This is a genomic window from Paraburkholderia sp. GAS199 (assembly GCF_050436585.1).
Lineage (GTDB): Bacteria > Pseudomonadota > Gammaproteobacteria > Burkholderiales > Burkholderiaceae > Paraburkholderia.
This window is the reverse complement of the sequence record NZ_JBNDMM010000001.1, coordinates 1,343,125-1,369,714: the sequence shown is the minus strand read 5'-3', so window position 1 is coordinate 1,369,714 and position 26,590 is coordinate 1,343,125. Positions and strand designations below refer to the sequence as shown.

The 26,590-nt window shown below is 56.3% G+C and carries 22 protein-coding genes and 2 pseudogenes; 13 read left to right on the top strand and 11 right to left on the bottom strand.

The features are described from left to right. Positions 1 to 6: 6 nt before the first annotated feature. Complete coding sequence (locus tag P3T18_RS06095) at positions 7 to 1,470, bottom strand: winged helix-turn-helix domain-containing protein (RefSeq protein ID WP_429298994.1); 1,464 nt, start codon at positions 1,468 to 1,470, stop codon at positions 7 to 9. 269 nt (positions 1,471 to 1,739) lie between these two features. Here P3T18_RS06095 and P3T18_RS06090 point away from each other — a divergent pair, with 269 nt between their 5' ends. Then, positions 1,740 to 3,338 carry a winged helix-turn-helix domain-containing protein gene (locus tag P3T18_RS06090; protein ID WP_429298993.1) on the top strand — a complete coding sequence of 533 codons (1,599 nt, stop codon included), beginning with the start codon at positions 1,740 to 1,742 and terminating at the stop codon, positions 3,336 to 3,338. A 21-nt stretch (positions 3,339 to 3,359) separates the two neighbouring features. On the opposite strand, the gene P3T18_RS06085 is transcribed toward P3T18_RS06090, so the two are convergent. Both P3T18_RS06085 and moaA read right to left on the bottom strand, forming a co-directional pair. Next, positions 3,360 to 3,920 carry a DUF1003 domain-containing protein gene (locus tag P3T18_RS06085; protein WP_429298992.1) on the bottom strand — a complete coding sequence of 187 codons (561 nt, stop codon included), beginning with the start codon at positions 3,918 to 3,920 and terminating at the stop codon, positions 3,360 to 3,362. A 13-nt stretch (positions 3,921 to 3,933) separates the two neighbouring features. Then, entirely contained in the window at positions 3,934 to 5,007 is a 1,074-nt protein-coding gene (gene moaA / locus P3T18_RS06080) for a GTP 3',8-cyclase MoaA (protein ID WP_429299050.1), read from the bottom strand. Positions 5,008 to 5,482: 475 nt separating this feature from the next. Here moaA and P3T18_RS06075 point away from each other — a divergent pair, with 475 nt between their 5' ends. The 5 genes and pseudogenes from P3T18_RS06075 to P3T18_RS06055 all read left to right on the top strand — a co-directional run bounded on the left by P3T18_RS06075 (position 5,483) and on the right by P3T18_RS06055 (position 7,949). Then, complete coding sequence (locus P3T18_RS06075; RefSeq protein WP_429298991.1) at positions 5,483 to 5,584, top strand: alpha/beta fold hydrolase; 102 nt, start codon at positions 5,483 to 5,485, stop codon at positions 5,582 to 5,584. 32 nt (positions 5,585 to 5,616) lie between these two features. Further along, entirely contained in the window at positions 5,617 to 6,003 is a 387-nt protein-coding gene (locus P3T18_RS06070) for a hypothetical protein (protein WP_429298990.1), read from the top strand. Between the two features lie 689 nt (positions 6,004 to 6,692). Continuing rightward, positions 6,693 to 7,092: pseudogene (locus P3T18_RS06065) on the top strand (ISNCY family transposase); the annotation flags it as partial. A 240-nt stretch (positions 7,093 to 7,332) separates the two neighbouring features. Beyond that, positions 7,333 to 7,749: a hypothetical protein gene (locus tag P3T18_RS06060; RefSeq protein WP_429298989.1), complete on the top strand. Its 417-nt coding sequence runs from the start codon at positions 7,333 to 7,335 to the stop codon at positions 7,747 to 7,749. Continuing rightward, positions 7,746 to 7,949 (top strand): hypothetical protein, encoded by a 204-nt coding sequence (locus tag P3T18_RS06055; protein WP_429298988.1) that lies wholly within the window; start codon positions 7,746 to 7,748, stop codon positions 7,947 to 7,949. The genes P3T18_RS06060 and P3T18_RS06055 overlap by 4 nt, the downstream gene beginning before the upstream one ends. A 12-nt stretch (positions 7,950 to 7,961) precedes the next feature. On the opposite strand, the gene P3T18_RS06050 is transcribed toward P3T18_RS06055, so the two are convergent. Then, positions 7,962 to 8,153, bottom strand: coding sequence for a hypothetical protein (locus tag P3T18_RS06050; RefSeq protein WP_429298987.1), 192 nt, complete (start codon positions 8,151 to 8,153; stop codon positions 7,962 to 7,964). A 227-nt stretch (positions 8,154 to 8,380) separates the two neighbouring features. Here P3T18_RS06050 and P3T18_RS06045 point away from each other — a divergent pair, with 227 nt between their 5' ends. From P3T18_RS06045 to P3T18_RS06035, 3 genes are all read left to right on the top strand, one after another. After that, positions 8,381 to 9,001, top strand: coding sequence for a hypothetical protein (locus tag P3T18_RS06045; protein ID WP_429298986.1), 621 nt, complete (start codon positions 8,381 to 8,383; stop codon positions 8,999 to 9,001). 436 nt (positions 9,002 to 9,437) lie between these two features. After that, complete coding sequence (locus P3T18_RS06040) at positions 9,438 to 10,145, top strand: hypothetical protein (protein ID WP_429298985.1); 708 nt, start codon at positions 9,438 to 9,440, stop codon at positions 10,143 to 10,145. Positions 10,146 to 10,277: 132 nt separating this feature from the next. Next, the gene (locus P3T18_RS06035) at positions 10,278 to 11,045 is read left to right on the top strand and encodes a hypothetical protein (protein WP_429298984.1); all 768 of its coding nucleotides are present in this window, start codon (positions 10,278 to 10,280) and stop codon (positions 11,043 to 11,045) included. Between the two features lie 12 nt (positions 11,046 to 11,057). Here the strand turns inward: P3T18_RS06035 and P3T18_RS06030 are convergent, their stop codons facing one another. The 3 genes from P3T18_RS06030 to P3T18_RS06020 form a co-directional block, all read right to left on the bottom strand. Continuing rightward, complete coding sequence (locus P3T18_RS06030; protein ID WP_429298983.1) at positions 11,058 to 11,387, bottom strand: hypothetical protein; 330 nt, start codon at positions 11,385 to 11,387, stop codon at positions 11,058 to 11,060. Positions 11,388 to 13,829: 2,442 nt separating this feature from the next. Next, a complete protein-coding gene (locus P3T18_RS06025) occupies positions 13,830 to 17,846 on the bottom strand; it encodes a chemotaxis protein CheB (RefSeq protein ID WP_429298982.1) in 4,017 nt (1,338 codons plus the stop codon). A 656-nt stretch (positions 17,847 to 18,502) separates the two neighbouring features. Beyond that, positions 18,503 to 18,874 carry a hypothetical protein gene (locus P3T18_RS06020; protein WP_429298981.1) on the bottom strand — a complete coding sequence of 124 codons (372 nt, stop codon included), beginning with the start codon at positions 18,872 to 18,874 and terminating at the stop codon, positions 18,503 to 18,505. A gap of 454 nt (positions 18,875 to 19,328) precedes the next feature. Here P3T18_RS06020 and P3T18_RS06015 point away from each other — a divergent pair, with 454 nt between their 5' ends. The 3 genes from P3T18_RS06015 (at position 19,329) to P3T18_RS06005 (ending at position 21,786) form a co-directional block, all read left to right on the top strand. After that, a complete protein-coding gene (locus P3T18_RS06015) occupies positions 19,329 to 20,030 on the top strand; it encodes a YrzE family protein (protein ID WP_429298980.1) in 702 nt (233 codons plus the stop codon). Between the two features lie 268 nt (positions 20,031 to 20,298). Beyond that, positions 20,299 to 21,174, top strand: a complete 876-nt coding sequence (locus P3T18_RS06010) for a manganese catalase family protein (RefSeq protein WP_429298979.1) — start codon at positions 20,299 to 20,301, stop codon at positions 21,172 to 21,174. 117 nt (positions 21,175 to 21,291) lie between these two features. Further along, positions 21,292 to 21,786 carry a ferritin-like domain-containing protein gene (locus P3T18_RS06005; RefSeq protein ID WP_429298978.1) on the top strand — a complete coding sequence of 165 codons (495 nt, stop codon included), beginning with the start codon at positions 21,292 to 21,294 and terminating at the stop codon, positions 21,784 to 21,786. A gap of 111 nt (positions 21,787 to 21,897) precedes the next feature. Here P3T18_RS06005 and P3T18_RS06000 read toward each other — a convergent pair whose 3' ends face one another. The 4 genes from P3T18_RS06000 to P3T18_RS05985 all read right to left on the bottom strand — a co-directional run bounded on the left by P3T18_RS06000 (position 21,898) and on the right by P3T18_RS05985 (position 25,597). Next, a complete protein-coding gene (locus tag P3T18_RS06000; protein ID WP_429298977.1) occupies positions 21,898 to 22,470 on the bottom strand; it encodes a hypothetical protein in 573 nt (190 codons plus the stop codon). A gap of 156 nt (positions 22,471 to 22,626) precedes the next feature. Next, positions 22,627 to 23,463: a glycosyltransferase family 2 protein gene (locus tag P3T18_RS05995; RefSeq protein ID WP_429298976.1), complete on the bottom strand. Its 837-nt coding sequence runs from the start codon at positions 23,461 to 23,463 to the stop codon at positions 22,627 to 22,629. A 3-nt stretch (positions 23,464 to 23,466) separates the two neighbouring features. Then, the gene (locus tag P3T18_RS05990; RefSeq protein WP_429298975.1) at positions 23,467 to 24,513 is read right to left on the bottom strand and encodes a hypothetical protein; all 1,047 of its coding nucleotides are present in this window, start codon (positions 24,511 to 24,513) and stop codon (positions 23,467 to 23,469) included. Next, entirely contained in the window at positions 24,506 to 25,597 is a 1,092-nt protein-coding gene (locus tag P3T18_RS05985) for a glycosyltransferase family 4 protein (protein ID WP_429298974.1), read from the bottom strand. Before P3T18_RS05985 ends, P3T18_RS05990 begins: the two co-directional genes overlap by 8 nt. A gap of 313 nt (positions 25,598 to 25,910) precedes the next feature. On the opposite strand from P3T18_RS05985, the pseudogene P3T18_RS05980 reads away from it, so the two are divergent. Continuing rightward, positions 25,911 to 26,519: pseudogene (locus P3T18_RS05980) on the top strand (tyrosine-type recombinase/integrase). Positions 26,520 to 26,590: the final 71 nt, after the last annotated feature.

The window sequence follows — 26,590 nt, the reverse complement described above, 5'->3', positions numbered from 1 at the left end:
GAGGGATCAGTCAGCGGCCATGGCGAGTTTTTTCTGCTGCCTTTCGGGTACCATCATGTTGAAAGGCGACCTTGAGTCAAGACCGGCGCCGCCATGCCAAAATAACGTTATACCGACTTCTTCAATCCCGTCTATTACTTGTGTCACGTAGGCGCGAACATTCTCTGGCACGTGAAAGCGCGATGTCGAGCCATGTGAGTTCACAGTAAGAAAAGACTTGCGAGCAAGACCGGAAATTGCCTTGACCACTTCAGCGGTCGTCAGATTGATTTTGGGGGCAATATGACGGGCTGCGCTCAGTTTAAAACAGCCGTCCGTCTTACTGAGCCACCGCAAGACTTCGCGCTCATGCGCGCAGAGAAATTTATAGCTCCAGTCGAGTGTGGCCCTTAAAGATTTTTGGCGCAGCGGCGCGGTGCGCAACCCTTGAGTAAGCACGGGGAAGCGATTGTTGAGCCGTGTAACGAGCTCACCTAAGCCGAGCGTAGTAACGGTCGTAGCCGCCAATTCTAACGCCAAGGGTAACCCATCCAGGCGTCGACAGACGAGCGCGACCAACTTCAGTTGTTCCAGATCGGCCAGAAAGTCAGGCTTGCGCGCCCGCGCGCACGAAATGAACATTTGGATACTGCTGCTTTCCAGAATTTTCTCGTCTTCGGCTTCTGGAGGCGGGAGTTCGAGCGGTAAGACGCGGTAGATACTTCCGAAGCTGCAGCGTAGCGGCTCTTGGCTGGTGGCAATGATTCTGGCGGTGGGATTGACATCCAATAGCCGCGCGCAGAGTTGCTCCGCCTCTTCGATCACAAGTTCGCAATTGTCGATCACTACAAGCAATCTGCGAGAATGGAGTGAGGAGCAGAGCAATGCCTCGATGTTCGCGTCACGAGCGAGCATGCCAGGGAGGTTCTCGTAAAGTGTGCCCTGAGTCAATCTTGCATCTCTGAGCGCCGAAAAATCAATGTAGCGAACATCGGTGAAGCGGGGTGCAATCCGGTGCGCCACGTGTAAGGCCAATTGGCTCTTGCCTATACCGCCAGCTCCGACAAGAGTCACGAGCCTCGTCACCCCGACAGCCTGCGCAACCTCGTGAAGAGCTTGCTGCCGGCCGATCAGTGGCGCACGTAGAGGCGGAAGCGGGTTTGGACCGCGGGCGTGTCCGCCCGCATCAATGTTGTCAAATCGGAAGGAGCTCAAGTCGTCGGGCCGGGGGCCGCGAATCAGACAGTAACCCCGACCCGGGATGGTCTTAATGAAATCCCCGTCACGTCCCATCAATTTTCGGAGCAAAGCAATTTGAACTTGAATATTGCTTGCTTCGATTGGCATTCCTGCCCAGACAACATCGAGCAACTCATTTTTGCTGACAATCCGCCCATCCGCGGTAATGAGCGTCTTGAGAACATCAAACGTGCGCGCCCCGAGGCGTAGTGGTTGTCCATCTGAAAGGAGACTTCGCAGTTCCAGCGACACGCTAAGTTTTCCGATCCGAATCATGGCGGGTCCCTCGAACTGTGCATGTCTGTGTGGACATGGAGCGCGTCACAACACATTTTCAGGTTCACTGAAACCCAGTCTACAAGCGTCTAGATATCCTCAAGATTGACGATTTATTAAAAAAAAGTTAGGCCAGAGCGTTGCGCGTCACCGCATCTGTTTCTGATTCCGGGCTGTAGCTTGATATTGAGTGTGCCTGAGGCTGATATGTCATTGCATCCACCGCAACGCTGCATTGCGTTCTTATGCAATTTATCCACTCAACGCAGCCCATATATACAGGGATTAAACTTTCAAAAGCTATTGGAATGGAATCGATGCAGCTGGGCCGTTTTCACCTAGATCTGAGAAATCAGCGCTTGTATCACGGCAGCGAACTGGCAAGTTTAGGGGAGCGAGCCATTGAGATACTTTGTGCTATCGTCGTAGCGAACGGTCGGCTGATTACCCGGCACGAACTGTTGCGTGCGGTGTGGCCAAATACCATTGTCGAAGACAATAATCTTAACGTGCACGTAACAAAGATTCGGAAAGCGCTTGGTCACGATGGCAAGCTTATTATCACCGTCCATGGAAAAGGCTACCGTCTCGCCAAAGACGAAACAGTTCTGGAAAGATTAGCTATCGAGGCGACTCCAATTCGGGGATCTGCCGAGCCAGATTCCATCTGTCTCGTAGGAAGAGGGACGGCGTTGATGCATCTACGTCGACTACTTGACAACTCCTCTATGCTGACGTTGACCGGCATCGGCGGAGTTGGCAAAACCCGTCTCGCTAGTGAACTCCTTCGCGGTGCTGAGTCTAACGTCGACGTAGAAACAACCTATGTGAATCTCGCAGCTCTCGCCGACCACGACGAAGTACTGCGCGCTGTCACCGATGCGTGTAACATTTCCATACCGGATGGGCCTCGAATTGCTCTAAAAGTAGCGAAGGCTCTGGCCGGAAAACGCAGAATACTGCTGTTGGATGGTGTCGAGCATCTGCTCAGTGTTGTTGCGGTGATCGTCGAGATATTGTTGAGTGGAAACCGAAGTCTCCAAATTCTGGTCACGAGCCGTGTTCCGCTTAACATACAAGGTGAGATTCTGTTTCGAGTCGAGCCCCTCGATGTGCCTACGATGGATTCGACGGAAGCGCAAATTTTGAACTGCAGTTCGGTCGAACTTTTCATTAAGTGTGCGCAGGCGAGGCACCTCACCGTCGGCTCGAACAGCAGAGAAGTTTACTTGATGGGAGAAATATGCCGTCGGCTGGATGGCATCCCTTTCGCAATCGAGCTGTCCGTCGGACGCGTTGCCGCGCTCGGGGTCGAGAGTGTTCATAGTCATCTTAAAGATAGATTTTCACTTCTAAGCGATGGATATCGAACGTCTGCGTCACGTCATCGCTCATTGCAAGCGATGTACGACGAATGTTGGAGATTAATCGGTAGTGGGGCGCAGTGTTTGCTGCAGCGCCTCGCGATATTTGAGAGTGATTTCTGTCTTCGGGAAATGTACGACGCTGTTTGCGACATCAGGTTACTGCAAACGGCAGCAACAGACGCCCTATGCGAGCTGATCGCCCACTCCTTGGTCAATGCCGACCTTTCCGGGAGCATTCCAAAGTACAGCCTGCTTGAGTCGACCCGCGTCTATGCTATGCAACAATCTGCGGCTTGCAGAATGCCAAAGAGTAAAGTTCGGGCAAGACCTACGCTTATCCGTACAGCTGAATTGAGACACACCGTGTCTGAAGGTGCCGCTTTCGAGTGCCACGATCCGCGGTCGATGGCGCCTATGCAAACCGAGACGTTGGCACATTGCGTGCAAAAATCCAGAATCAATCCATTACCTGGATAGAAGGCTCACGAAAAGTGTGGCTCAAGTTGATCCCCGATGAGGCAAGTTCGCGTGCAGATCTCGTGTGAGCGCTTCTATGCGCTCAGCCAATTGGCGCGTCAACTCAGTCAGTTCGGTATTCTGTTTCAGTAAAACAGTCATCCGCTCGTTCTGACTAGCGAGTTCAGTTTCTCGCGTCTGACTCGCTTGAGCAATGTCTTCTCGATGCTGGGCATCTGCGATCGCGAGCGCCTTATCTCGATCCGCTTGCGCTGTTTGCGCTAACAGGATCAGGGGGGCCGCATAAGCAGCTTGCAAACTGAACGCAAGATTGAGCAGGATGAATGGATACGGATCGAAGTGCACTACATGAAGTAGATTCGCGGCAATCCAGCCCCCTACCAGAATCGTCTGGATAACAAGAAATATTGGTGTTCCAAAAAATCGAGCGAACGATTCCGCTTTCAACGCAAACCAATCATTCCCGAAAACACGGGAAAGATGTAGATGAGGCGCTTGAAAGCGCAAGTGATCGACAGGTAACGCGTTTTCTGGCGTGTCTCGACACGGGGCATCGCCGGGCGTGGTCATCGCATTAGGCATGTGGTTTCACTGTTTAGCCTCCGACCAGCGACATACGTACCGTAGGATACGTCTTGCCGCCGATACGGGCTCGCTTTGCATTTATCTCATCGCGCCGTTCAGAGTATCGGTCTGTGCGATTTTGCCAGCGTTGTTGCACGACCGCGCTCAATTGTGCAACAGAAGATGCAGGATCGAGCCAAGGCTTTAGATCAAGTGAATCGCGGGCGAACAGACAAGAGTACATTTTTCCGTCAGCCGAAACCCGCGCGCGGGAGCACTCCGAACAGAATGGCTTGGATATGCTGGAAACAAATCCCACGCGACCGGCCGCCCCGTCGAACTTATAATTGTTTGAGGTTTCACCAGCCCTTGAAGCAGTTTGCGGAATCAGTTCGTAACGACGCTTTAATTCGCGGATGATCTGCCCGGAATGTACAACCTTTGAATCACGCCACGCCTCCGCTCCGCCAACGTCCATGTACTCGATGAACCGTAGATCAACAGGAAGGCGGTGGAAATGTTCTACAAGCGGCAGTATCTGATCTTCATTTACTCCGCGCTCGATAACAACGTTGATTTTGAGGGGTGTCAGACCGACAGCTAGTGCCTCGTCGATTCCATCCAGGACACGTGCGACGGAAAATCCGACGTCATTCATGCGGCGGAATGTCGCGTCATTGATAGCATCGAGACTTACTGTGATTCGCTTGAGTCCAGCCTCGTGGAGCGCCCTAGCTTTAGTGGCGAGTAGCGAACCATTGGTCGTCATAGCGATGTCGACTGGATCGCCATCTAGAGTAGTTAGGTGAGAGAGGCGTTCGATAAGATGCTCTAAATTTTTGCGCAGTAAAGGCTCACCGCCAGTGAGCCGAATCTTCTCTACGCTGAGTTGTGTAAAGGCTGCGCAAACTGCGTACATTTGATCGAACGACAGCCAATCTGACGCCGTTAGAAACGGGTAGCTTGAATTGAACAGTTCTTTCGGCATGCAATAGGTGCATCGAAAGTTACATTGATCGATCACGGAAAGGCGCAGATCTCTCAGCGGTCGCGCAAGCGTGTCTCTGGCCGGCTTGTCATGTTGATTGTTTATCTGCAATGACATTTTTTGTGTTTCTTGTCCGCGTTCAATTGTGTTCACTTTCGCTCCATTCGCAACAGTGCTACAACCGCTAATCGACGGGCGCCCCAAGATTTCTCTAAACGGCGCGAGCTGGTTTATGATGATTGCTCTTACGGTAATGGATGCGATGACAACAGACTATCCTACGTAGGACTGGTCGAATTGGCCGTGATGAATAGCGTTACCATACCTAAGGTTGATATGAAGCCGGTGCTAGTGCATCACCGCGCAGGGAGGCGGCAGGTTAAGAACTGCCCGATCGATGTCATCATCTGACGAATTCAAGAAACTGTAGGGTAGCGCGTGGCTAGCTTACGTGTACGTTGTGTCAAATTTCGCTACCGATTTGGTTTGCTGAACAGTCATCACGCGGGTGTCGCTATCGGTCAGCCGGCTATAAGATTCACGCGGCTATGGCGAAGCCGATAATCCTAGCTCTGGTTATGACAATCGCAATGTGGCGCTTGACATCGTCGGCCTGCTCGACGGACTGGGAATCAGCAAGGTAGCAGTCATTGGCCACGATTGGGGTACTCGCGTTGCGACGCGGATGGCCTAAGATCATCCAGAACGAGTTGACCGACTCGTAGGATGGATAACGTGCCGACGCGCGTTGTCGCGGAGATGATGAATTCTCGAACTGCGCGCGTCTATTGGTTTTCCCTGTTCCGTCTCGGGCGCGACTCGCCGGAGGCACTAATTTCGGGAAAGGAATCAGAGCGGCTTCAGCATTTTTTTGCAGACTGGTACTACGACCGCTATACGATTGAGGGAGCAGACTTCGATGCACATGCGAGGGCGTACAAACGCCCGCGCGCGGTACGTGGCGCCATGTGGGACTGCCAGGCGAATGCAGAGGGTGTGGCACAAGATCTGAAAGATGCTGAGGTCAACATTTCCTGCCCTACGATAGCGCTTTGGGGAAGGGACTTTTGCGCAGTCGGCGGTATGCTCAACATGAAAGCAATCTGGCCCTAGATGGCAGGGAATTTGCGGGCCGATGCGATTGCCCAATCCGCCCTCCTTGCACTGGAAGAGCAGCCGCAGCGAGTCAACGAACTGCTATTGGATTTTTTGGGCGTTTGGGACGGTGATTGATTCCCTAGGGGCAACGTTCATGGTCACGACCCCATCGAGGAGAAGTCGGTGCAATACGTCGTCGTCGAAAATCTGTCTCCGATCAGGAAACCCCAAACAGAGGATTCAAAGTTCGATTGAAGCACGAATAACAAGGCGCTTTACTAAACGATCGCTTCATACAGCACGCCATAGCGTCATCGATTCGATGGAAGTGCGGCGCAGGGTACAAGTGTTTACCGCACGGCAAATCTGAGTAGTGGTGGGTCTGTCGCAACCCAAAAAAGACCGCAGTCGCGGGCTTTATGCTTCACGAAAGTTGCCGCGCAAAAGCAAGTAGGTCGCGTACAACAGTGTCGGGAAGGACGCGGATAAACTCCTCGTGCTCCAAGTCTTGTGTCGCTCCAGCGAAAGCATACGCACGCGCGTCAAATTCTTCATCCGTTCGGTGAACGGCGAGCATCGATTACGACCATTTCTCCCGCTGTTGGATCCCAAAGCAGGTTAGGGGTGCCTCGTAGTGACGTCAAAATCCTATCTTGATTCCGCCCCCCATTGTCGAGAAGGACCTCAAGCTTGGTCGTGCGGCCGGACTGGCCTCGCGCAGACGTGGTTAGTCCGGCAACCGGCGGCTGAACGCAGCACTGGCTCAGCGGGCGCTGGCGATCATTCGAGAGCGCTACGCTGAGCTCGGGCCGACTCCGGCCTGCGAGAAGCTCTGGGAGTGCCACGGCATCCGGATGGCTAAGCAAACGGTGCGCCATCTGATGACGAACGCTGGGCTGTGGATACCACGCCGGCCGCGCCCGCCGAAGACCTACAAGCCGCGGGCGCAGCGTGCGTGTCTGCGTAAGCTGATCCAGATTGATCGCTTAGATCACCGCTGGTTCGAGGAGCGGGCCCGGCTTGCCGCTGCTGGTGTACGTCGACGATGCGACCAGCCGGCTGATGGCGCTGCATTTCACGACGACCGAATCGACGTGCCGCTACCCACGGACATGCTGTGTCGCGGTATTCGGGTCCGGCGTTCATAGGGACGATGATTTGTCAGACAAAATCGATTGTTTGGTACATTAATGGCGATCGAATTTCGCCGTTTATGCACAACGCATCCCGGGAGGTCGGGGGATCTACGGCACGTACTGTAACGGAGCGACGCAATGCCTCAAACATGTCCTGGAGCAAGCTTCTATGGAGCCTTCAAGGCGAACATGGACGCGCTCGGACTCGATGTCCCCATCCAGCGTTTCGACCGCGCCGGCCAATGTGATTGCGCGTGTAGCTGCGATGGTCGCCGCCGGCGAGAAACTCGGCAAAACCGCGAGTCTGGCAGAGCTCATTGGCGCGACAACGACTGGTGAGAAGCTTCTGGCATTCGGTGCGGTCTACGCGTCGTTCTGGTTGGGGGCGGCGGTAGGCAGTCTGATAGTCGCCACAGCCGACTATGCCGAATGCGGCAAGTCGGCGAGCGCCACCATGCAAGGCGGAAAATTCACATTTAGCACTGGCATCCGAGTTCCCGCCGGCATCCTTTTTGTGCTGCAAACAAACCCGAAGATATTCTCAACGGGGTCGACGGGACGCGCGATGTTTGCGAAAAAGGCTGCGATTCCCGCAGCACAGGTACAAGCGGCGGGCGCGCGATGAAGGTAGGCTCAACCGAGTGGTGGAAAGACCGTGCCGCGCTGATTGCGACCGCGGTGGCGGGTGCGGCACTGGCATGGATGTTCTCGGCGACGGCCGGCACCTACGCGACCGACATCCTGCTCGTGATCGTCTTTGGCGTGCTGATCGTCGACAACCGACGGCTGCGTAAATTGCTAAAGGATCGCAATCCGTCAGCCTGACCGTAGAAAAGCTCAGTCCGGGAACATCCCCCGAGTGATCCGCTTCAGGGCGGCATACTCTTCGGGCGTGAAGGTCTCACGCGCCCATTGCGTAATGTCCGGCAACTCTTGGTCTTCGATTGGAAACTCGTGCCAGCGCTGGCCGAGCATTTTCAGGAAGCGGTTGAGATCGCGGATGCCTTTTCCGACATAGCTCAAGTCCATGAGCTTGATTCTCCAGTCACGATCTGCGCGGTCGCGCAATTGCAATTTGCCAGATCCATTATGGACGAGGCGATTACGGTTCAGAACGAGGGCAAATTGCCTGTGTCGCAAACCGGTCGCGCGTCCGTGCTGGCGTCATCGCTGTTTCACGCTGCGCAATATTCAGAAAGGATGATTTAGAATTCTTCAAGTTGCAAGGTGACATCAATAAAACGGGGGATAAGAAAATGTCAAATGAAGACGGCGCGTTGACCAAGATACTCGAGTGGGTGATCAATATAGATGTGCCGGCAATCACGGCGTCTGTTGCTGCGGTTCGGGAAAAAAATCCGAATCTTTCGAATCGAGAACTTGCACATAAGGCATTTTCGGGCGCGCGCTGGAAAGCGACGACCGTGGGTGTGGTCTCTGGTCTGCCGGCAAATCTCGCGGTCGCGGTCCCCGCTGCCGTTGCCGATTTCGGCGCGACCATTCGGCTGGAAGTTGCCGCAGCAGCGCGCGTGGCTGTTATCTACGATCCTCATTTTTTTGATAACGAGGACGCGTCGATGGAGCTGCTCTTCCCGATATTCGGAATTGACCTGGCAAGCCAGTTCGCCCGGGAATTCGGTGTACGCGGCGCGATGGGGCTCACGAGGGAAGCGATCAAGAAGATTCTGAAAAAGCAAACCCTTGAAGCCTTCAAGAAAATCATGCTGAAATACTTTGGCATCAAGGTGACGCAGAAAGGGGTCATCACGAAAACGCTCCCGATCGTCGGCGGCATTATCGGAGGCGGATGGAATTACGTGGAAGTGGGCGTCATCAGGAACCGGACGATCAGATATTTCGAGGGAGAAGCGCTGTAAAGGATGTTGTTTGTCGCTCAGTGAGGATGCAGCGCGAGTCAGAGCGCAACAGGTGAGCATCACCAAACATGACGACCACGGCATCGCGGCGGGGCATTGAAATGATCGAATACGTTAAATGCGTTAATTGCGGAGCATCGCTCCCTAGGGTCGCAAAGCAATGTCCCGATTGCGGGACCGCTAACGGGCAACCGCCGCATTCGATGCAGCAGCGGCTCCTGCTGTCTCGCGCGCTCGCGGTAATAGCTTGTCTCGCGATCGTTAGCAGTTCCTTTGGCTTGTTCTTCCTCGAACTGGACCATGGCCGTCGCGGCACCCACACCGGCGGCGGCGTAGGACAAACAGGAGTAGGTCTTATCCTGAGTTGCTATGTGTTCGCGAGAACACGTGGCCGTGCGCACGCGTGGGCCTACGCTGTTGGCGGTGTCGCATTAGCATGCATGCTAATTTTCGCGGCAACGATTACATCGAGGTACATGCGATGACGCAAAAAGCTGACGTCCTGCAAAGACCTTTCGTCGTCTACGGACTTTTCACCCTGACACAAGAGGGTGAGAAGCAGTATTTTTATGTCGGGAAAACCGAACGATCTGTTGAGGTGCGACTGCGCGAACACGTCGTGAAGAGCGCACACGGACATGAAAATGTTTATGAGCACCTACGTCGGCTCGAGCTCGCGAACGAAACATGGGCCGCTGAAGTTTTGCGCCATTGCGTTGGCACGGAGTACCGGGAAGACGCGGAACGCTTTGAGGTGATCCAGCTGCTGCGCCAAGGCCATGACCTTCAGAACATGCGCTATGGCGACGCAAAGCAGCGCGAAGAAATGAAACGACAGGCCGCCGATCCGACTATCCGGAGCCTGGAGGACGTGACGGCAGCGCGGCTCTTCGCCAAAGCATTCGGCCCACGAAAGCGCCAGCGACGACTCAAGACGAGAGAGTTGCGCCGCATGCTAAGAGAGGAGGGTATCCCGAGCGTGCGCGAGTGCCTGCTCCTATCGCGAGTCACAAGACGTAGACTTCTCGACGGCCAGAACGACGTGAGCATTGCCCGCGGGATACCGCTGGAGGAGATTGTCAAAACAGTTCGTTCGCCCCAAAAAAAGTTCGACGACGTGCTAGACCTAATTCGCCTGCGATAGCGCGCCAGCCCTCAAGCAGTAGAGCACACCCTCCAGGTCGAAAATGGCGTGCACTATGTGGATCTCCGAACCGACCAGCAGTGATTCAGTCGTTAAAAACGACCAGATACAAAAATCGGGGAAACACACATCATGCTTTACGGAATCACGCGCCTGGCACCAATCACCTTGATGCTGTTCGCCCTCGGAGGATGCGCATTCCCATCAAATCTGGTGAATGACATTCAGCATATGGGCGACCCAACGTACGACGCGTGCCGGCGTGGCGCGGATGTGACTACGGACTATGGCGCGCGCTGCGCGCACGAAGCCGATCCTGCCTACCAGGCCGAGCAGGCTGAACAGGCGCGCAAGGAAGCAGAGCAACTCAGCGCGGCTACACCGGTTCTGCCACAAACGGTGGAAGCCCCTCATCACCCTCGAGTCTACGGGCCGGTCTATCGCGCCTGTTCCGACTTGATGTCTCGTCTTCGCCAGGAGTACGGGAGAGCGCCCGTCTGCGCACCATTCCTTGACGGGAACGGTAACAGTACGACCGAGATGACAGGAGCGATCGGTCTTTCTGACCACGTGGGACAAAACTGGATGGTGCTCCAGATCCGAACAGACGCGGGTTCCGATTACTACAGCTATGATCACAATACGCTGCTCGTTGTCCAGCAAATGATCCAGACGCAAGGCCGGGGTCCCACCACAAAGGAAGCCGTCATTTACGGGATCAACCAGCAGGAGCAGCAGGTTGAAGCGGACTACCAGTTCGAGAAAAGCGTGCTCAATAGCGGGCGCACGCTAACCTTTGAGGGCAAGCCGATTTCTCTCAAACAGGTTGAAGATGTTCACCGTGTGGTCGAGTCGAGCTTGCGAAAATCGGAACGCGAAGCAAGCAAAATGCCCAAGTGACCAACTGACCGATTAGGCAAGTCGATCTTTTTCGTCGGACGGCGGATCGATCTGGACGACCTCGGCAGGTCTGTCAGTAGGGCCAAAATGATAAATTTGGTGGCGTGCTACAGCGATTTCACTCGCTTCCTTCGGCGTTACTAGCTTATAGCAGTCGTCATCGCTGTCAGCGGTGTGAACGACCTCTTTCACCCAGTCAACTACTGCGCTCGAGATATCCCCCGTCAGGACGTCAGCGATGAACTGCAGCCCGGGCAGGTTGTTCTTATCTTGGATGCGATTCAAGCATTCGTTGCACAACTTCTTACGCTGCTCAGGCGTCATGTCGTCGGGGCCGGGCATTTTCGTTCTCCCAGTGGATTGAGAAGTAATGCCCTTGAAAGAATGGTCAACGCTTAGGCGAGTCACAAGCAGCGAATGTGCGCTACCGCACGTACGGGGCCCACGTCCCCGGGGCGGCCGCAGTAGCAACGCTATGGGACGGTCACCGATCGAAATCGGCAGGTCCGCCAGACGCCGTCACTTCGATGATGCGCGAAGGTCGGCCGGTCCGTTCGATGCGGGCTCTGCAGGATTGCTGGCGGCTTCAGGATCCGATTGAACGGTTTGACACCAATTGGAGCTTTTTTGCGCTTGCCGCCTTCGACCTTCAGGCGGTTGGCAGTTCATCGCAGCGCGAGACGCTACGACGCCTGAGCGGCGTCCTGTTGCCTAGACCGATAACGGGGCGGAAGCAGACGTTGCCGTCCAGAAACAGCAATGAAAACCCGACGCCTGACAGAGAGCACCAGAGAATGAGGCGAATGGCAGCGTGACGGCGGAGGGTGGGCGTAACTGGTGGAAAGCGTAATGACGCGATGCAAAGTCATCAGGAATCTTTAATTTGACATAAATTAAATTATCAATCCGACCCCATAATCCGAGACGATTGCTGTTCGGTTCGTGAGTTCTATTCAGCTGAGACGGCTGGATAGTTGTGGCTATCTGACGCTTCAGTTGGGCACTATCGCGGGCTGAAGGGGATGATAGTTGTGGTTATCCGACCCTTCGTTTCGCGCACTTTTGTGAGTAATCGTTTAACTAACGTCTTGGCTAACGCGCTGCCATGACCTGCGGGCATGGCATACCGGTCCTAGGCGAAAGGTGACGGAATCCGACCCGCCGGTCACCGGCTACGCGACGGCTTCTGTCTGAGCGGAAAAAGTGGCGCCACCCCGTGACGGACATTTACGTGGAGTGAGCCGATACGGGAGACCTGTTCCGCGGCAGAGGGAATGCGGGTCAACCGTGTATTGCGCGTGCGGGAGGCGATCGGGTAAGGAAGTGGCGCTATCAATGGGTGTCCCGCTCGGTACGGTGAAAGAGTGGATACGGCGCGGGAACGATAAACTCAAGATCGAGATGGATGCCTTGGCTCGATCCGGTTTAAATTCCGCAGACACTCATGCAGTCAATGAAAAGACATGTCATGGCATTGTTGAGAGATTCGCGATCGAATTGCGAAGCTCGTAATGCTGAATGTGGGCGCGAAGGGGGCTGATGCAACGTTCGAGGTGGTAAATGAATCGGTCGGTTCATGTTGAAGAAAGAGAGCGGGAGTCTTTCCCGCAGTTATGCAGATCGAACCTTGATGTATGAGTGCCTGGCGCAAGAATCGCGAAGCGCAAAGCGGAACTGCAGAGCAAGCCGGACGCCGTCGGTGCCAGTCCGTTAGGCGATAGAAGCTCGATGCTTGAAGGTGCCACCAGCCCAGGATGAGTTTCGTTTCGCCGTCGAGGTTGATTTCAGGTGACGGGCATACCCGTTGCGGCGAGTGATGTGGGCGCCGCAATCAGCGTCGTCGACATCACGAGGGAGACAATCATGAATGAGACAAGGAAAACTGCCGTTTGCGCGGCACTGTTACTGGCGTTCGCCGGGTCCGTATCGGCACAGGGGGCCGGGGGCGGCAGCGGTGGGGCAGGCGGTGGCTCGGGGGGCAGCGCCGGTGCCGCCGGTTCGGGCGGCCAGGGTGGCGGCACAGGTATGAGTGCACCAAATGACGCAGGTGGAACCGGCAGCAAGTCGGGATCAAAAAGCTCAAACACAATGAAGTCGCCGACCCGCATGCCGCAGAGCGACCCGCATGCGAAGGGTGCAGCCGATACCGCTGCATCTGGCGCGCAATAAACCTTGCGCGGCATTCGTAGATATTTTTGAGAAAGACGCCAGACTAGCCGGCCTCGCGGCCGGTCAGTCTTTTTTCGAACCCTATTCCTACTTATTTTTGCGGCCCGGCATTTCGCAGCTTCTGCGATGTTCGAGCAGCATCAGGCCCAGATCGAGTTAGACGGCAGTGTTTCTGAGCAAGCGCTTTCACTTGGTCGACGGCTCTCGGAGTCGTCTACTCGTCGTTTGCATTGGTCATCGGCGAGCAAGGTATCGGAGCGGCAAGCGCAACCATCATCGGGGTCACGCCATATGATGCCGGTCAACGGGAGGTGTGGGCGTCGAACGATTGGCGTCTCGTGCGTGGGCCTTTAGGAGGAGAACTTGCGCGATAAAGGATGTGTTGCGGTTTTTCCGGGATCTGCTGCATTGCTGCCATGTTTCGAAGATCCAATTTTATCGGACACCCAGGCATGTTGCGATGATTCACCACTTGGGTGCCAATCCCCGCGCTTACCCGGCAACTGGACTAAACGCTGTGTCTCCACGCCAAAGCGCTGCAAGACAAAGCGTCGCGGCTGACGCGACTGTTAGATAGGAACGCGCCGGGCGCTATGATCGTCAGTTCAAACGCAGTTATGCCAACGCTCTCAAGATTCGGGCGACATCTTGCATATCTAACGGTTTGGTCAGGTGGTAATCAAATCCCGCCTCTGCCGAACGGATACGGTCGGCAGGCAGGCCATATCCTGTGACGGCTACGAGGATCAGCCTGTGGCCGCCTTCTAACTCGCGCAATTTTTTTGCAACTGTGTACCCATCCATGTCGGGCAACCCGATATCCAGAAGGATAATCTCAGGCCGGAACGTGTCCGCCGCGACAATACCCGACGAGCCGTCGGCATGGACCTCGAGCTGGTGTCCGTCGATTTCGAGGAGCATTCTCAAGGCCTCCGCGGCATCGGCATTGTCGTCGATGATGAGGATGCGCCTCGGGCGTGGCGGGTCTTCTGGTCCGGTTAGATCGGAAGTCCCCTGTTTACCGGGCGGGGCACCCAGCGGCAGGTCGATAATGAACTCGCTGCCGGTACGCCCGTCGCTCAACGCCCTGACCGAGCCCCCATGCAACTCGACGAGCCGCCGGACGACGGACAGTCCGACACCAAGTCCATGATCGCGCTGGCTGTCGGAAGCCACTCCCTGCACGAACATGTCGAACAGATTGCCTAACATGGACGACGGGATTCCACGGCCATTATCCTTGATGCTCATCGACAGTCTGTGCGCTGAACTGGTGACGCGAATCGCGATCTGCCCGCCGGGCGGCGTGAATTTGGCGGCATTGATAACGATGTTTTCGATAACCTGTGACAGCCGCGTGGGATCGGCGTACAGATACATGTCGTCGCCAGGTAACGAGACTTTCAGCTTATGTCGGCGCTCGTCGATGATCGGCTGGCACACTTCAAGGGCACTTTGCATGACGCTCCTGAGTGCGACCGTCTGCCGGTTCAGTTCGATGCCGCCGCTCGAAATCCGGCTGATGTCCAGCATGTCATTCACAAGGCGCATCATTGCCGCACCCTGTCGCTGTATGACGCCCGTCGCCCAGGTTTTTTTCGAATCGTCGGCCACGTCCGAAGCAAGCAGATTGCCCGCTGACCATAGCGCCGCAAGCGGATTGCGCAACTCGTGCCCGAGCATTGCCAGAAATTCGTTCTTTCGCCGGTCTGCTAGTGCAAGCTGCTCGGCACGCTCCCGAAGCTGGGCGTTACTGGCACTGCGGTCCGACATATCGCGTTCGGTCGAAGCAACAGCGATGGCGTTGCCAGATTCATCCTGCAGGATAGACAGGGTCAACCAGATGTCGATTACGTGACCGTCCTTCGCGATTCTCTGTGTCTCATAAGAGTGAAGCGCTTCGTTATCCAGTGCATGGCGAATGAAATCGAGGTGGTCCGCCCTTGCGCCGGCAGGTAGCAGATCGGAGACCGACATACCGAGCGCTTCGTCCTCGCTAAAACCGTAAATCTCGGTAGCGGCCCTGTTCCACGCCAGGAATCGGCCTTTCAGGCCGAATACCGTAATGGCGTCGTTCGAATTCTGAACAACTGCTGCGAGGCGCCGTGCGCGCTCGTCGGACTGTCTGATATGTGTGATATCCGTCCAGGTAATGACTGCGCCCACCGGGGATAACCCTCTGACCACCGCGTACGGTGTGATCCGCCTTACGTAGTACAGACCGGAAGCGGTATGAATCTCCCTCTCGGCGTGTTCAGTCAGGCCCGATGCAACGCGCTCGACATCCAGCATGAGCGCGTCTCCCAAAGGCGCGCCGAGGAGTTCGGCAAACGCTTGTCCGATATCGGCGGGTGCGAGCCCGAACATCTTGCCGGCGGCCGGCGTAAACCGCTTCAGAACGCCCTGTCCGTCAAGGAGGACGGTAGCGATCTCCGTACTTGCGAGAAGGTTGGTGATATCGTCGTTCAATGCGGTCGCTTGAGCGACCTTCTGTTCCAGTTGCAGATTGACCAGATTCAGCTGTTCGTTGACCGCCTGCAGTTCTTCCTTCGAGGTTTCCAGTTCTTCGTTGGCGGATCGCAATTCCTCGTTCATCGACAGGATCTCTTCGTTCGAGACCCTCAGTTCGCTATTGGTTTCTTCGAGCTCTTCGATGGTATTGCCCAGAGCGGCCTGGGTTGTGCGCAGTTCGCTTTCGAGGTGCCAGAGATCCGAGTCGACACCAGACGGAACCGCCAGCGCTGGGCGTTCGGCGACAGGCAGTCGCGCGAAGATGACGAGTAGCGCTCCATTCACATTCGGGGTGTCGAAGGGGCGGGTTACCGTGATTTTCACCGGCAGGGCATCGTTATTCGATACTACCTCGCTGACCGGATCGGGTGATCCGCTGTCGACGGCACGCCTGAGCGCGATCCGTAGTTTCAGACGCAGGCCCTCTCGCGCCATGTCGAGAAGATTGCCAGTCGGTTCTCCCGCAGACTGGGCAAGATATTCATCGGCGGCACCACTGATATACAGAACCTGATGCGACGCGTTCACGAGCACCGACGCCGCATGATGCTCAGCGAGAAGCGTCGCATTGACCAGTTCCGCATATCCCTTGCTTCTCGCGCCTGCGCGGCTGGATGGCGGAAACTCTTCGCGACGAACCGGGCGTGCGGCGAAGCGGTATCCGGACACATTCACGGCGGCCGGAGTTCGCTGGTAAATCCGCCACGCTTTGGATACTTCATTAAACTGGACCGAGTCGGGATCGGTACTTTCCGACCGGCCAAGAAAAAGATAGCGGAGCGGATTCAGCGAAAAATGAAAAAGTTCGAAAACTCGCTGCTGTGCTTCCGGCTCCAGGTAGATGAGCAGATTGCGGCAGCTGATGAGGTCGACCCGCGAAAATGGCGGATCCGCAATCAGATTCTGCGGTGTGAAGAGGATGGTGTCGCGCAGGCAAGGTCGAACCTGATAGCCGTCTGCGTGAGCCTGAAAGAATCGTTCGAGCCGCGCCTGGCCAAGTGGCAGGGCAGTTCCGGGAGCATAAATGCCTGCCCGCGCCCGGACTAACGCCGCGCGGTTCACGTCAGAAGCGAGAATCATGAACTTTCGCGAACCTTGACGTTTTTCGATTTCCTCTTTGAGAAGCATTGCCATCGAATAGGCCTCTTCGCCCGTCGCGCACCCGGGGACCCAGACGCGCAAAGGCTGCTCGCCATCCGGCTCGCTCAGGAGCGGACCGAGCACGCGGTCAGCCAGCACGCGCCACGCATCCGGATCGCGGAAGAATTCAGTGACGCCGATCATCATGTCCAGACTGAGTGCTTCGGCCTCTTCGTCCCGGTTTCTGAGCAGATCGCAGTAGGCTTCGAGACTGGTCAACCGGTTGACTGACATCCGCCTGGCAATGCGACGCTCGAGGGTTCCCCGCTTATAACCGCGAAAGTCCGAACCGGCAGCGGCGAGTGCCCTCAGGACCGGCTCCAGATCTGCGACCGGGTTGTCCGCTTCCGGGTCACGCAATGTGACCGACTCAGAACGATCAACGTATTCGACGAGTGCCGCCGGCATCTTCGCGACCGGCATGACGAAGTCTACGAGGCCGGTAGAGATGGCGTATTTGGGCATGGCGCTGTGTTCGGCCGTTTCGGGAGACTGTGCCATCACCATACCGCCTTCGGCCTTGATCGCACGCAACCCGGCACTTCCGTCTGCGTTCGCGCCAGTTAGCACAATACCAATCGCCCGGTCGCCCTGATCCGCCGCAAGAGACGTGAATAGTCGATCGATGGGCATCGGGATTCCCGGACGTTCCATCACAGGCTCGAGATGAAACGCATTACTGGCGATCGTCGCCAACACTTTTGGCGGGATTACGTAGACGCCGCCAGCCTCGATCAGCAGCCCTTCCTCAATCACACACACCTTGAGTGGCGTCTCCTGCGAAAGAAGCTCAGCCAGGTGGCTCTCAGAATCAGGTGACAGGTGAACCACAACGATGAACGCCATGCCGTGCGAGGCGTCTGAAGCAGCCCGGAAAAACTGTCCCAAGGCGGGCAGCGCTCCGGCGGAGGCCCCAATCGCGACGATGCGTTTGGGGCGTGCACCAGACTGTGATGGCAAAGGGTTTTTCGTATCGCTCATGTCAGGGCGAGGTATCAGGAGGAACGTGAGTTTAACGCGCACTATATAGGATTGACGAAGAGCCGGATCCGACGCTTAACCTGATCTCAACCGGCTCGGCCATTCGCGCGCTCCCTATCGATCAATAGTTCAGCAACCAGAAAGCGGCGTTCCATTGGGTCAGTGCAGCCGACCGCGCGGAATTCTTCTGGAGAAGAAAGTGCTGGATTCGCTCACGGTCGAATCTTTCCTGCGGGCAGTTGGCAACTGCCGCGTATCTTCCGGCGAAGTCTTTATCCAATCGACATGGTGCAGCCGGCCACCCATCCAGAAGCGCAATGGGCCAGCGCGGCGCTCAAACGTTTGTAGAGTTTGTAGAATAAGTGACGCCCAGGCGTCACTGTTTTGAACAATCACCGATTCGATATGTTGCCAACAGATAAGCGAAGTAAACAAAGCGGCATAGGCCTGCGTCCACAGGGTACCGGCTGTGGGCAAGGACACGCAGACGGCAGGCGCTGAAACCAGAGGTCGCTGACCGGTTGAAAACTCACCGCCCCGATCAGCACTCGGCCTTGTCAGTTTTCCACGCCTGCGTGGCGGATCAGGTAGAGGGCGACCGATTGCCCGTCGTCCGGGTCGGGCGCAAGGTAGCTTGCGATCCTTAGGGCAGCCGCTCATGGAAATTCCCGGGAGGACACAAGGCGCAGTCTCGCGCGGGAGGGCCCTGAGGTCAGCGAAGCGCCCCGGGCTGAGAAAACCGGACTGATCGCGTTCGCTTCTCGCTGGTCTGGCCTCAACTCAGCCAGCCCAGGTTGCACGCTTCGCCCAACAATATGTTCGGGTCCAAGGCTTTGACCGCAGATCGGGCACCCCGGAGTGGTTTCAGCGAAAAGTTCATCGAGCGCATCGTAGTGACCGGCATGCGAAAGATTGCGCAGCCAGGCCTGATACCAGCCGTCGTTCGATGCGCTCAGTTCAAAACTCTCGACGATGGTGCCGTGGTGGCCGCATCCACAGGCGAGATAGGTAAATATTCGCGTTTTCATTTAAAGCACCTCCACTGGCCATGCCAAAGAACGCGCATGAATCGCGCCTGACCTACACCGACTCGCAGATCTGTATTCAGGCAAATAAACTGCGCTTCGGTGGAGATTCCAGGTCCGTCAGGCTCGAATGAATTATTCCAGGCGAAGATGATGCGCAACATGATGATATCCCGCAGTGGCGAGCGTCTCGATTCGATCTACCGTTACGAAGCCAATGTAACGATATGAGGTGATGCTTCCAGCGGCGCATACGTAAGGAAAGTGCAATACCCTCAATTGCAGCGACTGCGCAGTCAGCCTCACTCATTTATCCCCGCGTGCTTGTCCTGCCCAACGTTTTTAGCCTCCGATCCCCTCATGCGGCACATTGGGAATGGTCGTTGCGCGCCCGGTTAGCGGCAAAGCCACTCAAGCGGGACAGCTCGCCTCGGCTTCCGAACTCACGGAGAAATCAATGCGCCTGCTCACTACTCAAGACGGTCTCCCGCGAATTTCTTGGGGTTCCGTCATTGCCGGAGTCATCCTTTCACTAATCGCCTATCTGGTGCTGACCGTACTCGGCACCGCCATTGGGGCATCGGTGCTCTCGCCTTTCATCCAGCCAGATTCCTCAAGGAGTTTTGCTTTCGGCTCTGGCGCTTACATGATTGTGATGACGGTCATTGCTGTCTTTGTCGGTTCTTATTTTGCTGGCCGCTGCGCGCCGGTTCTCGGATGGCTGCACGGTCTCCTCGCCTGGGGCGTGATGATCATTGTGATGGCGTATGGCGCGACATCGCTGGTGGGAAGTGCTGTTAGTGCAGCGGGCAGCGTTGCAGCGACCGGCGCAACCGCGACGCCTGCGGCGACCCCTCCCGCTGCCGGTGGATCGATGCTGAACTCACTCAAGGCGCAGGTTCAGGGCGCCGTCGCATCGGCGGCCGCGCAGGCCTCGAGCCCTCAGGCAGAAGCCGACGACGCCCGTCAGATGGCAGATACGGCAGCACGCGGTGTCGCACGTGCCTCCTGGTTCTCATTTGCTGCGCTTGTGGTCGGCGCGATTATCGCGCTGGTTTCGGGTAACGCGGGCTTCCGTCATCAGCCGCCATTCGAAGACGAAGGCGGCAGTGCGCGGGGTGATCTCACCATTGACCGTCGACGCCGTCCTGCCCATTGAGACGATATCGCGTGATGCGGGAAATACCTTCATGGAAGCGTACGCACATCTCAGAGTGGCTCACCTCACACAGTTTACCCCCGCGGCGTTTTGCTGCGACTACGCCAAAGCGCTATCGCTTTGAGATCTGGGCGCCTCGATCAGGAGGTGTGTCGGGACATCGGACCCGTCACCGCTCAGCAATTCACCGCCGGTCAGCACAAGTCACACGCGTCCAGTTCGGGCGCCACTTGCGTAACGGCGTAACCTGAGTTCAAAGGAGAACTTCATGTTCATTCACAACAAGCGACTCCAGTACACCGTGCGCGTAGCCGCGCCTAATCCTGGCTTGGCAAATCTGCTTCTCGAACAGTTTGGCGGCCCTCAGGGCGAGCTTGGCGCAGCCTGCCGGTATTTCACGCAGGCAGTTGGTGAGGATGACCCGGGTCGTAAAGATCTGCTGTTCGACATTGCCACCGAAGAGTTGAGCCACCTCGAAATCATTGGCTCCATTATCGCAATGCTGAATAAGGGCGCGAAAGGCCGGCTTGCCGAAGCGGTGGAAAGCGAAGCCGAGCTCTATCGCTCGATGACGGGCGGCGGCAACGATTCGCACACGACTTCACTGCTTTTCGGTGGCGGTCCCGCGTTAATCAATTCTGCCGGCGTACCGTGGACAGCCGCTTACGTCGACACAATAGGCGAGCCCACTGCTGATCTGCGTTCGAATATCGCGGCGGAAGCGCGCGCCAAAATCGTCTACGAGCGGTTGATTAACGTGACCGATGATGCGGGGATTCGCGACACACTCGGCTTCCTGATGACGCGGGAAATTGCGCATCAGAAATCGTTCGAAAAGGCACTTCATTCGATACAGCCCAATTTCCCGCAAGGAAAGCTGCCGGGCAATCCGGACTTCACGAGCGTCTACTACAACATGTCTCAGGGAGACGAAGCGCAAACTCGTGGACCGTGGAACGACGGTCCGGAGTGGACATTCGTGGAAGATCCCCAACCGGCGGTCGATGGCGGCGACGGCCTTGCAACAGTGAACGTGAATGCCGCAGATGTGGACGCGTTGCAGGCGATGGCAGCCCGTACAGCGTCTGACGTTAGCAGTGATCCCGTCACAGGTGCTGACCTCGGTGCCGCCCAGCCTGCCTGATCGCGCGACTTAAGAGTGCAAGCCCTCCGCGCCTGCGTGTAACAGAGCCTGATCAGGTGAGGAATTGACGCACCTTGGCGCGCGGCACTAACTATTCAACTATCAAAGGAATTTATCATGACCTCAAAAACACTGAAAGATCTGTTCATACACTCGCTGTCGGATGTTTATAGCGCCGAAAAACAGCTCACCAAGGCGCTGCCAAAAATGGCGCGCGCGGCAACCAATGCGAACCTCAAGGCAATCTTCGAGAGCCATCTTGAAGAAACGCGTGGTCAGATCCTGCGTATCGATCAGATCGTCGAGTCATGCGGAATCAAGCTGATGCGAATCAAATGCGCTGCAATGGAAGGTCTCGTCGAGGAAAGCCAGGAACTGGTCGACGAAATCGAGAAAGGCGCCGTGCTGGATGCCGGCCTCATCGGCGCCGCGCAAAAGGTCGAGCATTACGAAATTGCGACTTACGGGACACTCGCCGCACTTGCAAAGAAGCTCGGCGAGAAGGATGCAATGAAGCTCCTTATGGAAACGCTCGAAGAAGAGAAGGCAGCCGATCTGAAACTCACAAAGCTCGCGGCTGAAGAAGTCACGGAGGAAGCTGCCGCAGTCTGAACTTAGCATAAACCGAACGAGTGTCCGCGACTCCCGTTCGGCCAGCACGTTCTCGCGATGTACTCGTCGACACGCACGACCCTCGTTGACGATGCGTTATACGGATTGGCTTTACTGCGCTCTGGCTGCCGGTTGACGCGCCCTCGTAGGATCGAAGTCTGCCCAACGGCCTCGTTGCCAGATGCCTGACGCATTCTCGATGTCCATGGCTTCACATGACTCTAGCGTTTCAATGACGGCATCTGCACTTTTTTGCCCTGCGCGTATCGCTATCAGTACACCGGATTGCCGGGCGTTTTCGAAGTTATCCAACGATGTTTGCGAATGCTGTCGCGATGTTTTAGTGTGGGACATGGCACCCGACAACGATCCTACATAAGCACCGACCGCCGTCGCAACGGCAATGGTGACCCAAGGGGCGTGTAATCCAAAGCGGATACCTGCGCCGATGCACACTCCAACTATCGCCCCCATCAGCACTCCCTTTCCCGCTCCTTTCGGCGCCTGCTTCGACCCTGGATCGTCGATTGCATCTCCGCCGATCGGCGTTCGCGCGTGCTGCCCGTGGTCTGTCACGTAAATGATCGAAACATCTTCTTTCCTAATACCTTTGGCTTGCAGTTTGGTGGATGCGTCTTCCGCTTTTTCAAAGGTATTGAATCTCGCAGCGATGATGAGTGACATGGATTATCCCGTGTTTAAGTCGACCTGAAGCGCAGAAGGAATCCGCAGTCAGCCAACGTTCAACACAGTGCATGATTCGGACCTGAGCCGGTTGTCCAATCTTATCTCCGTGGAATTGCAACATTGCGTTCGCTTCTTTTACCGATGCAATGGCATTCAATTGGTCCCGCAGGCGAGGCACGCCAAGATCTCCTCTTTGGTCGGAACGCGCAAAACAACAAGTCTTGTTCTATCGATCCGCAGGAAGCCCGCAGCGGCAAACTCCGCGAGCCAACCGCCCATCGGCCATTCTCCCCACACCTCATAAAACCGCTCTGAATTCGCGACGATACTCGTGAAATGATTAAGTGGCGGAGAAAAGGTCGGGTGGTACTGATGAAACGCAAGTGCCGATACCGCTTTAACCGGTACGCGAGATCGCCTGGCCCGAAAAGCAAAGTCGGTATCTTCTCCACCGTAGCCGATGTATTCCGCGTTGAAGCCGCCGATCGTTTCGAAAGTCCGCCTGCTGCAAGCGAAGTTCAGCGACCAGAATAGCTGATGCGAAATGTCATCGTCCGGACGGTGCCCCTCCTGGACGTGATGCAAGCTGCCCAATCGGTTGAGCTGCTCTTCCGACCAGCCGTCTCGTACTGCTCCGGCAGGCAGGTAACTGACTGCGCCCTGGAGCAGAACAGGCTCTTTTGCGCGTAATCGATCTCTATAGCGCTCGACAAGCTGGCGAGAAGGAATGCAGTCGACGTCCAGAAATATCAGGTTGTCTCCCAACGCCCGTTCGACCGCAGCGTTGCGAGCCGACGCAAGAGGTAATCTACGGTCCACATCGCGCACGACATGACTGATGACTGGAAAGCGATAACCCGACCATTGCTCCGGCTCTTCATTCATCTGCACGATGATCAGGGCATCGGGCAAGACCGTCGAGCGTTCGAGTCCTCGAATGAGGTTCTCGAGATGCGGACGACGGCCATGCACTAGCGTGAGAATTTCCATCTATCAAAGCCCCTGCAATGTGATGGCCGCGATTCGCATGATCGCCGCCGCTGCGCGTTTGGCGCCCAGTCCGTCGGCAACCGTGGCCCAACGATCTGGATCGAGCTGCAACGCTCTCTTCAGGATGCCCGGCCATTGCTCGGCCTCGGGCCAATCGATGCAGCAGATAGCCAAGCCGGCAGACTCAAGAATTTTTCCCACTGACTGCTGCTCACCAAATGGCCGTCGCTCCGGAATGCAGACGAGCCGGCCTCGCAGTTCCGCGACTTCGCCCACCACACCATCGCCCGCCGATCCGATCACCACCGTAGCGTCGCGCAGCCATTCATCTGGATTGGCAACGACACCTACGAATCGCAGATTGCGAGGCAGGTCGATCACTCCAACTGGCTGGACGGGTCCAACGACTGTCCACTCCCAGTCACTACAGACGCGCGCGGCCTCGACAATTCTGTCCGTCCGAAAGTCCGTTCCTCCGAAGCCTGTCAGTACGGTGACCGTAGCGCGTAGCGGCTCCTTTTCTACTTCACGGCGGCAGTATCGCGAGATATGGCCCGTGTAATCGGTTTTTGACCGCCAATGCTCTGGAGCCGTAGGCTCCTCGAGTTCCCTGGGGTACGGGGCGAGCAGACTGGCGGCGCTTTCGTACGCGAGTTGATGGGCCATATCGAGCCGCATTCCGCGTTGCCGTACGTATATCACCGGTATGCTGCAAAGGCGGGCCAGCGCAGCGACTTCGACCGAGACGTCGACAACTAGCACACACGGCCAGTTCGCCTCGAACCAGTCGACCAGAATCCGGGAGCGTTCTCTTATTCCCTTGACTCCTAATGGCGCGTAGTGAAGATGCGCAAACGAATCAGCTACGACTCCTTCTTCATGATCGGCGGGAAGATTGCAATTGCGCACGCCTTCCGGCGAGTTTCCCACAGGCAGATTACTGCCGAATAGTGTCACCGTTACCGGCAATTCCGCGGCAACAGCGAACGCACGACGTTCATGGCCGCGTCCGTGATGATGCACGTAGTATCCAACCGACAGCTTATGCATCGGCGCACGCCTTGATGGAGATTTCATCCAGCAAGGCTTCGTATCGGGATGTCATCAGATCGAGGCTCCACAGATTTTCGGCCCTCAAACGACAAGCTTGCCGGTCGAGCGTATGAGAACGGGCGAGCGCCGCAGCCAATGCGGGCGCGTTGCCCGGCTCGACAAGGATGCCGGTTCCGGCCGTGACCAGTTCCGGCAACGCGCCTCGCGCAAAAGCGACGACGGGAGTGCCACAAGCAAAGGACTCTGCCACAACCAGGCCGAACGGCTCGTCCCAGCATGGCGTAACCAAACATACCGCTGAATGACCGATTTCTTCGACGAGTTCGGTCCTGTCGAGATGTCCGAGATAGGTCGCCCGCGGCCCCAGACGCGGGGCGATTTCACGCTCGAAGTACGGTCGATCTTCGCACCGACCAGCAATCCTGATCGTCATGCCTGCGTCGCGCGCGGCATCTAGTGCCAGATGCGCGCCTTTGTCTGGTACTAGACGCCCATACCAGAACGCATGGTCATTGATGCGGCCGGACGCAGGGAACCAGAAATCGAGGTCGATACCATTCGGGATCACCGTACATTGGGGAACAAGATCCGACCATGTGGATGCGTTCGCCATTGAAACAGTGGCGTAAAAACCGCTTTCCCGTTCTTGCCTTGCTGCGATCGCATTGATCAATTCGAAAAAAGGTGGCGTGTGAAGAATTGTCAGCATTGGCGTTAAGATAAGACCGGCCATCGTGACTGGCACATAGTGCAGGGAACTGTTCAGGATCACATCGAAGTGGTAATTGTCGATTCGCTGCATGCAACTCATGTAGGCATGATGTTCTGCAATGAACTCGGAACTCAGACTATCGTGATCGTGCTTCTTTGCGTTGCTTCTGATGGCGGAGGTGATGTCCATCCGCTCGACCCGTAACTCAGGCGCGGAGCCTCCTGCTGCAAACAGGCTCACGTCATGTCCGCGAGCTCGTAATCGGCTGGTGATGTCATAGGTAAACGCTTCGAGTCCACCGGCGAATGGTTCGACGATCGGGTATCTGATATGCGTGAGAATGCCGATTTTGAGTTGCCTGGGTGGCATAGCTCGCATTCCTATGAAAAGTTGGCAAGCTGATGGATTCGGCAATTGGATGTGCGAACGCCGCGCGCTTCGCAAATCGCCCCGATTTACACGCTGTGAAATTCTCCTGAGAAGAAAATAGGCTAGCTATCCTCATTACAAATCAACGATGGATTGTGGCTTTCCCCCACAAAGGTGCCAAGAGCAACTCGATCATTACCCTCACAGAAATAGCAAGTGAGAAATCGGTGAATGCTGCGACAATGGTGATTGCTGCGACAAGCTCGCGACCGGCGTGATCCATACGCAGCCATCTTTTGTCCGAGCACGCACCGTGCCCGCCGAAGGGGTACCTTGGAACAAGGGAAGGCTGACCGATCAGAAACCGCCATTGAAAGTCCGTGAGATCTGGGCAATTTGGACGAGACTCCAGATGGCGTCCAACGCTCGTGAACTGGCGCTGTTTAACCTTGCAATTGACAGCAAGCCTCGGGAGTGCGATTTGATGCGACTACAGGTGCAGGACGTCTACATCGAAGGTCATGTCGTAGCTCGCACGACTTTCATGCAGCAAGAAACCCATCGACCAGTGCAGTTTGAAATCACGGAGCAAACTCGTGAAAGTGTCGCCGCCTGTATCTCCGCGCGGGGATTGAAGCCTTCCGACTATTTGTTTCCGGGCCGGCTGCATGCCTTGGCGCACGTCTCGACGCGTCAGTAGGCGCGCATCGTCCATCGCTGGGTCGCGTCGATCGGACTCGATGACACCGCGTATGGTACGCATACCATGCGACGCACGAAAGCGTCGTTGATTTATTGATGCACCAACAACCTACGCGCCGTCCAATTGCTGTTGGGCCACACAAAAATTGAAGGCACCGTGCGATACCTGGGAATCGAGGTAGACGATGCGCTCGAGATGGCCGAGCAGACTGAAGTTTGATGGCTGGCGGCCGGCGAGCGTTCGCTTGCCGGCCAGGATAAGTCACTCAACGCGGTCGTCGTTTGGACATT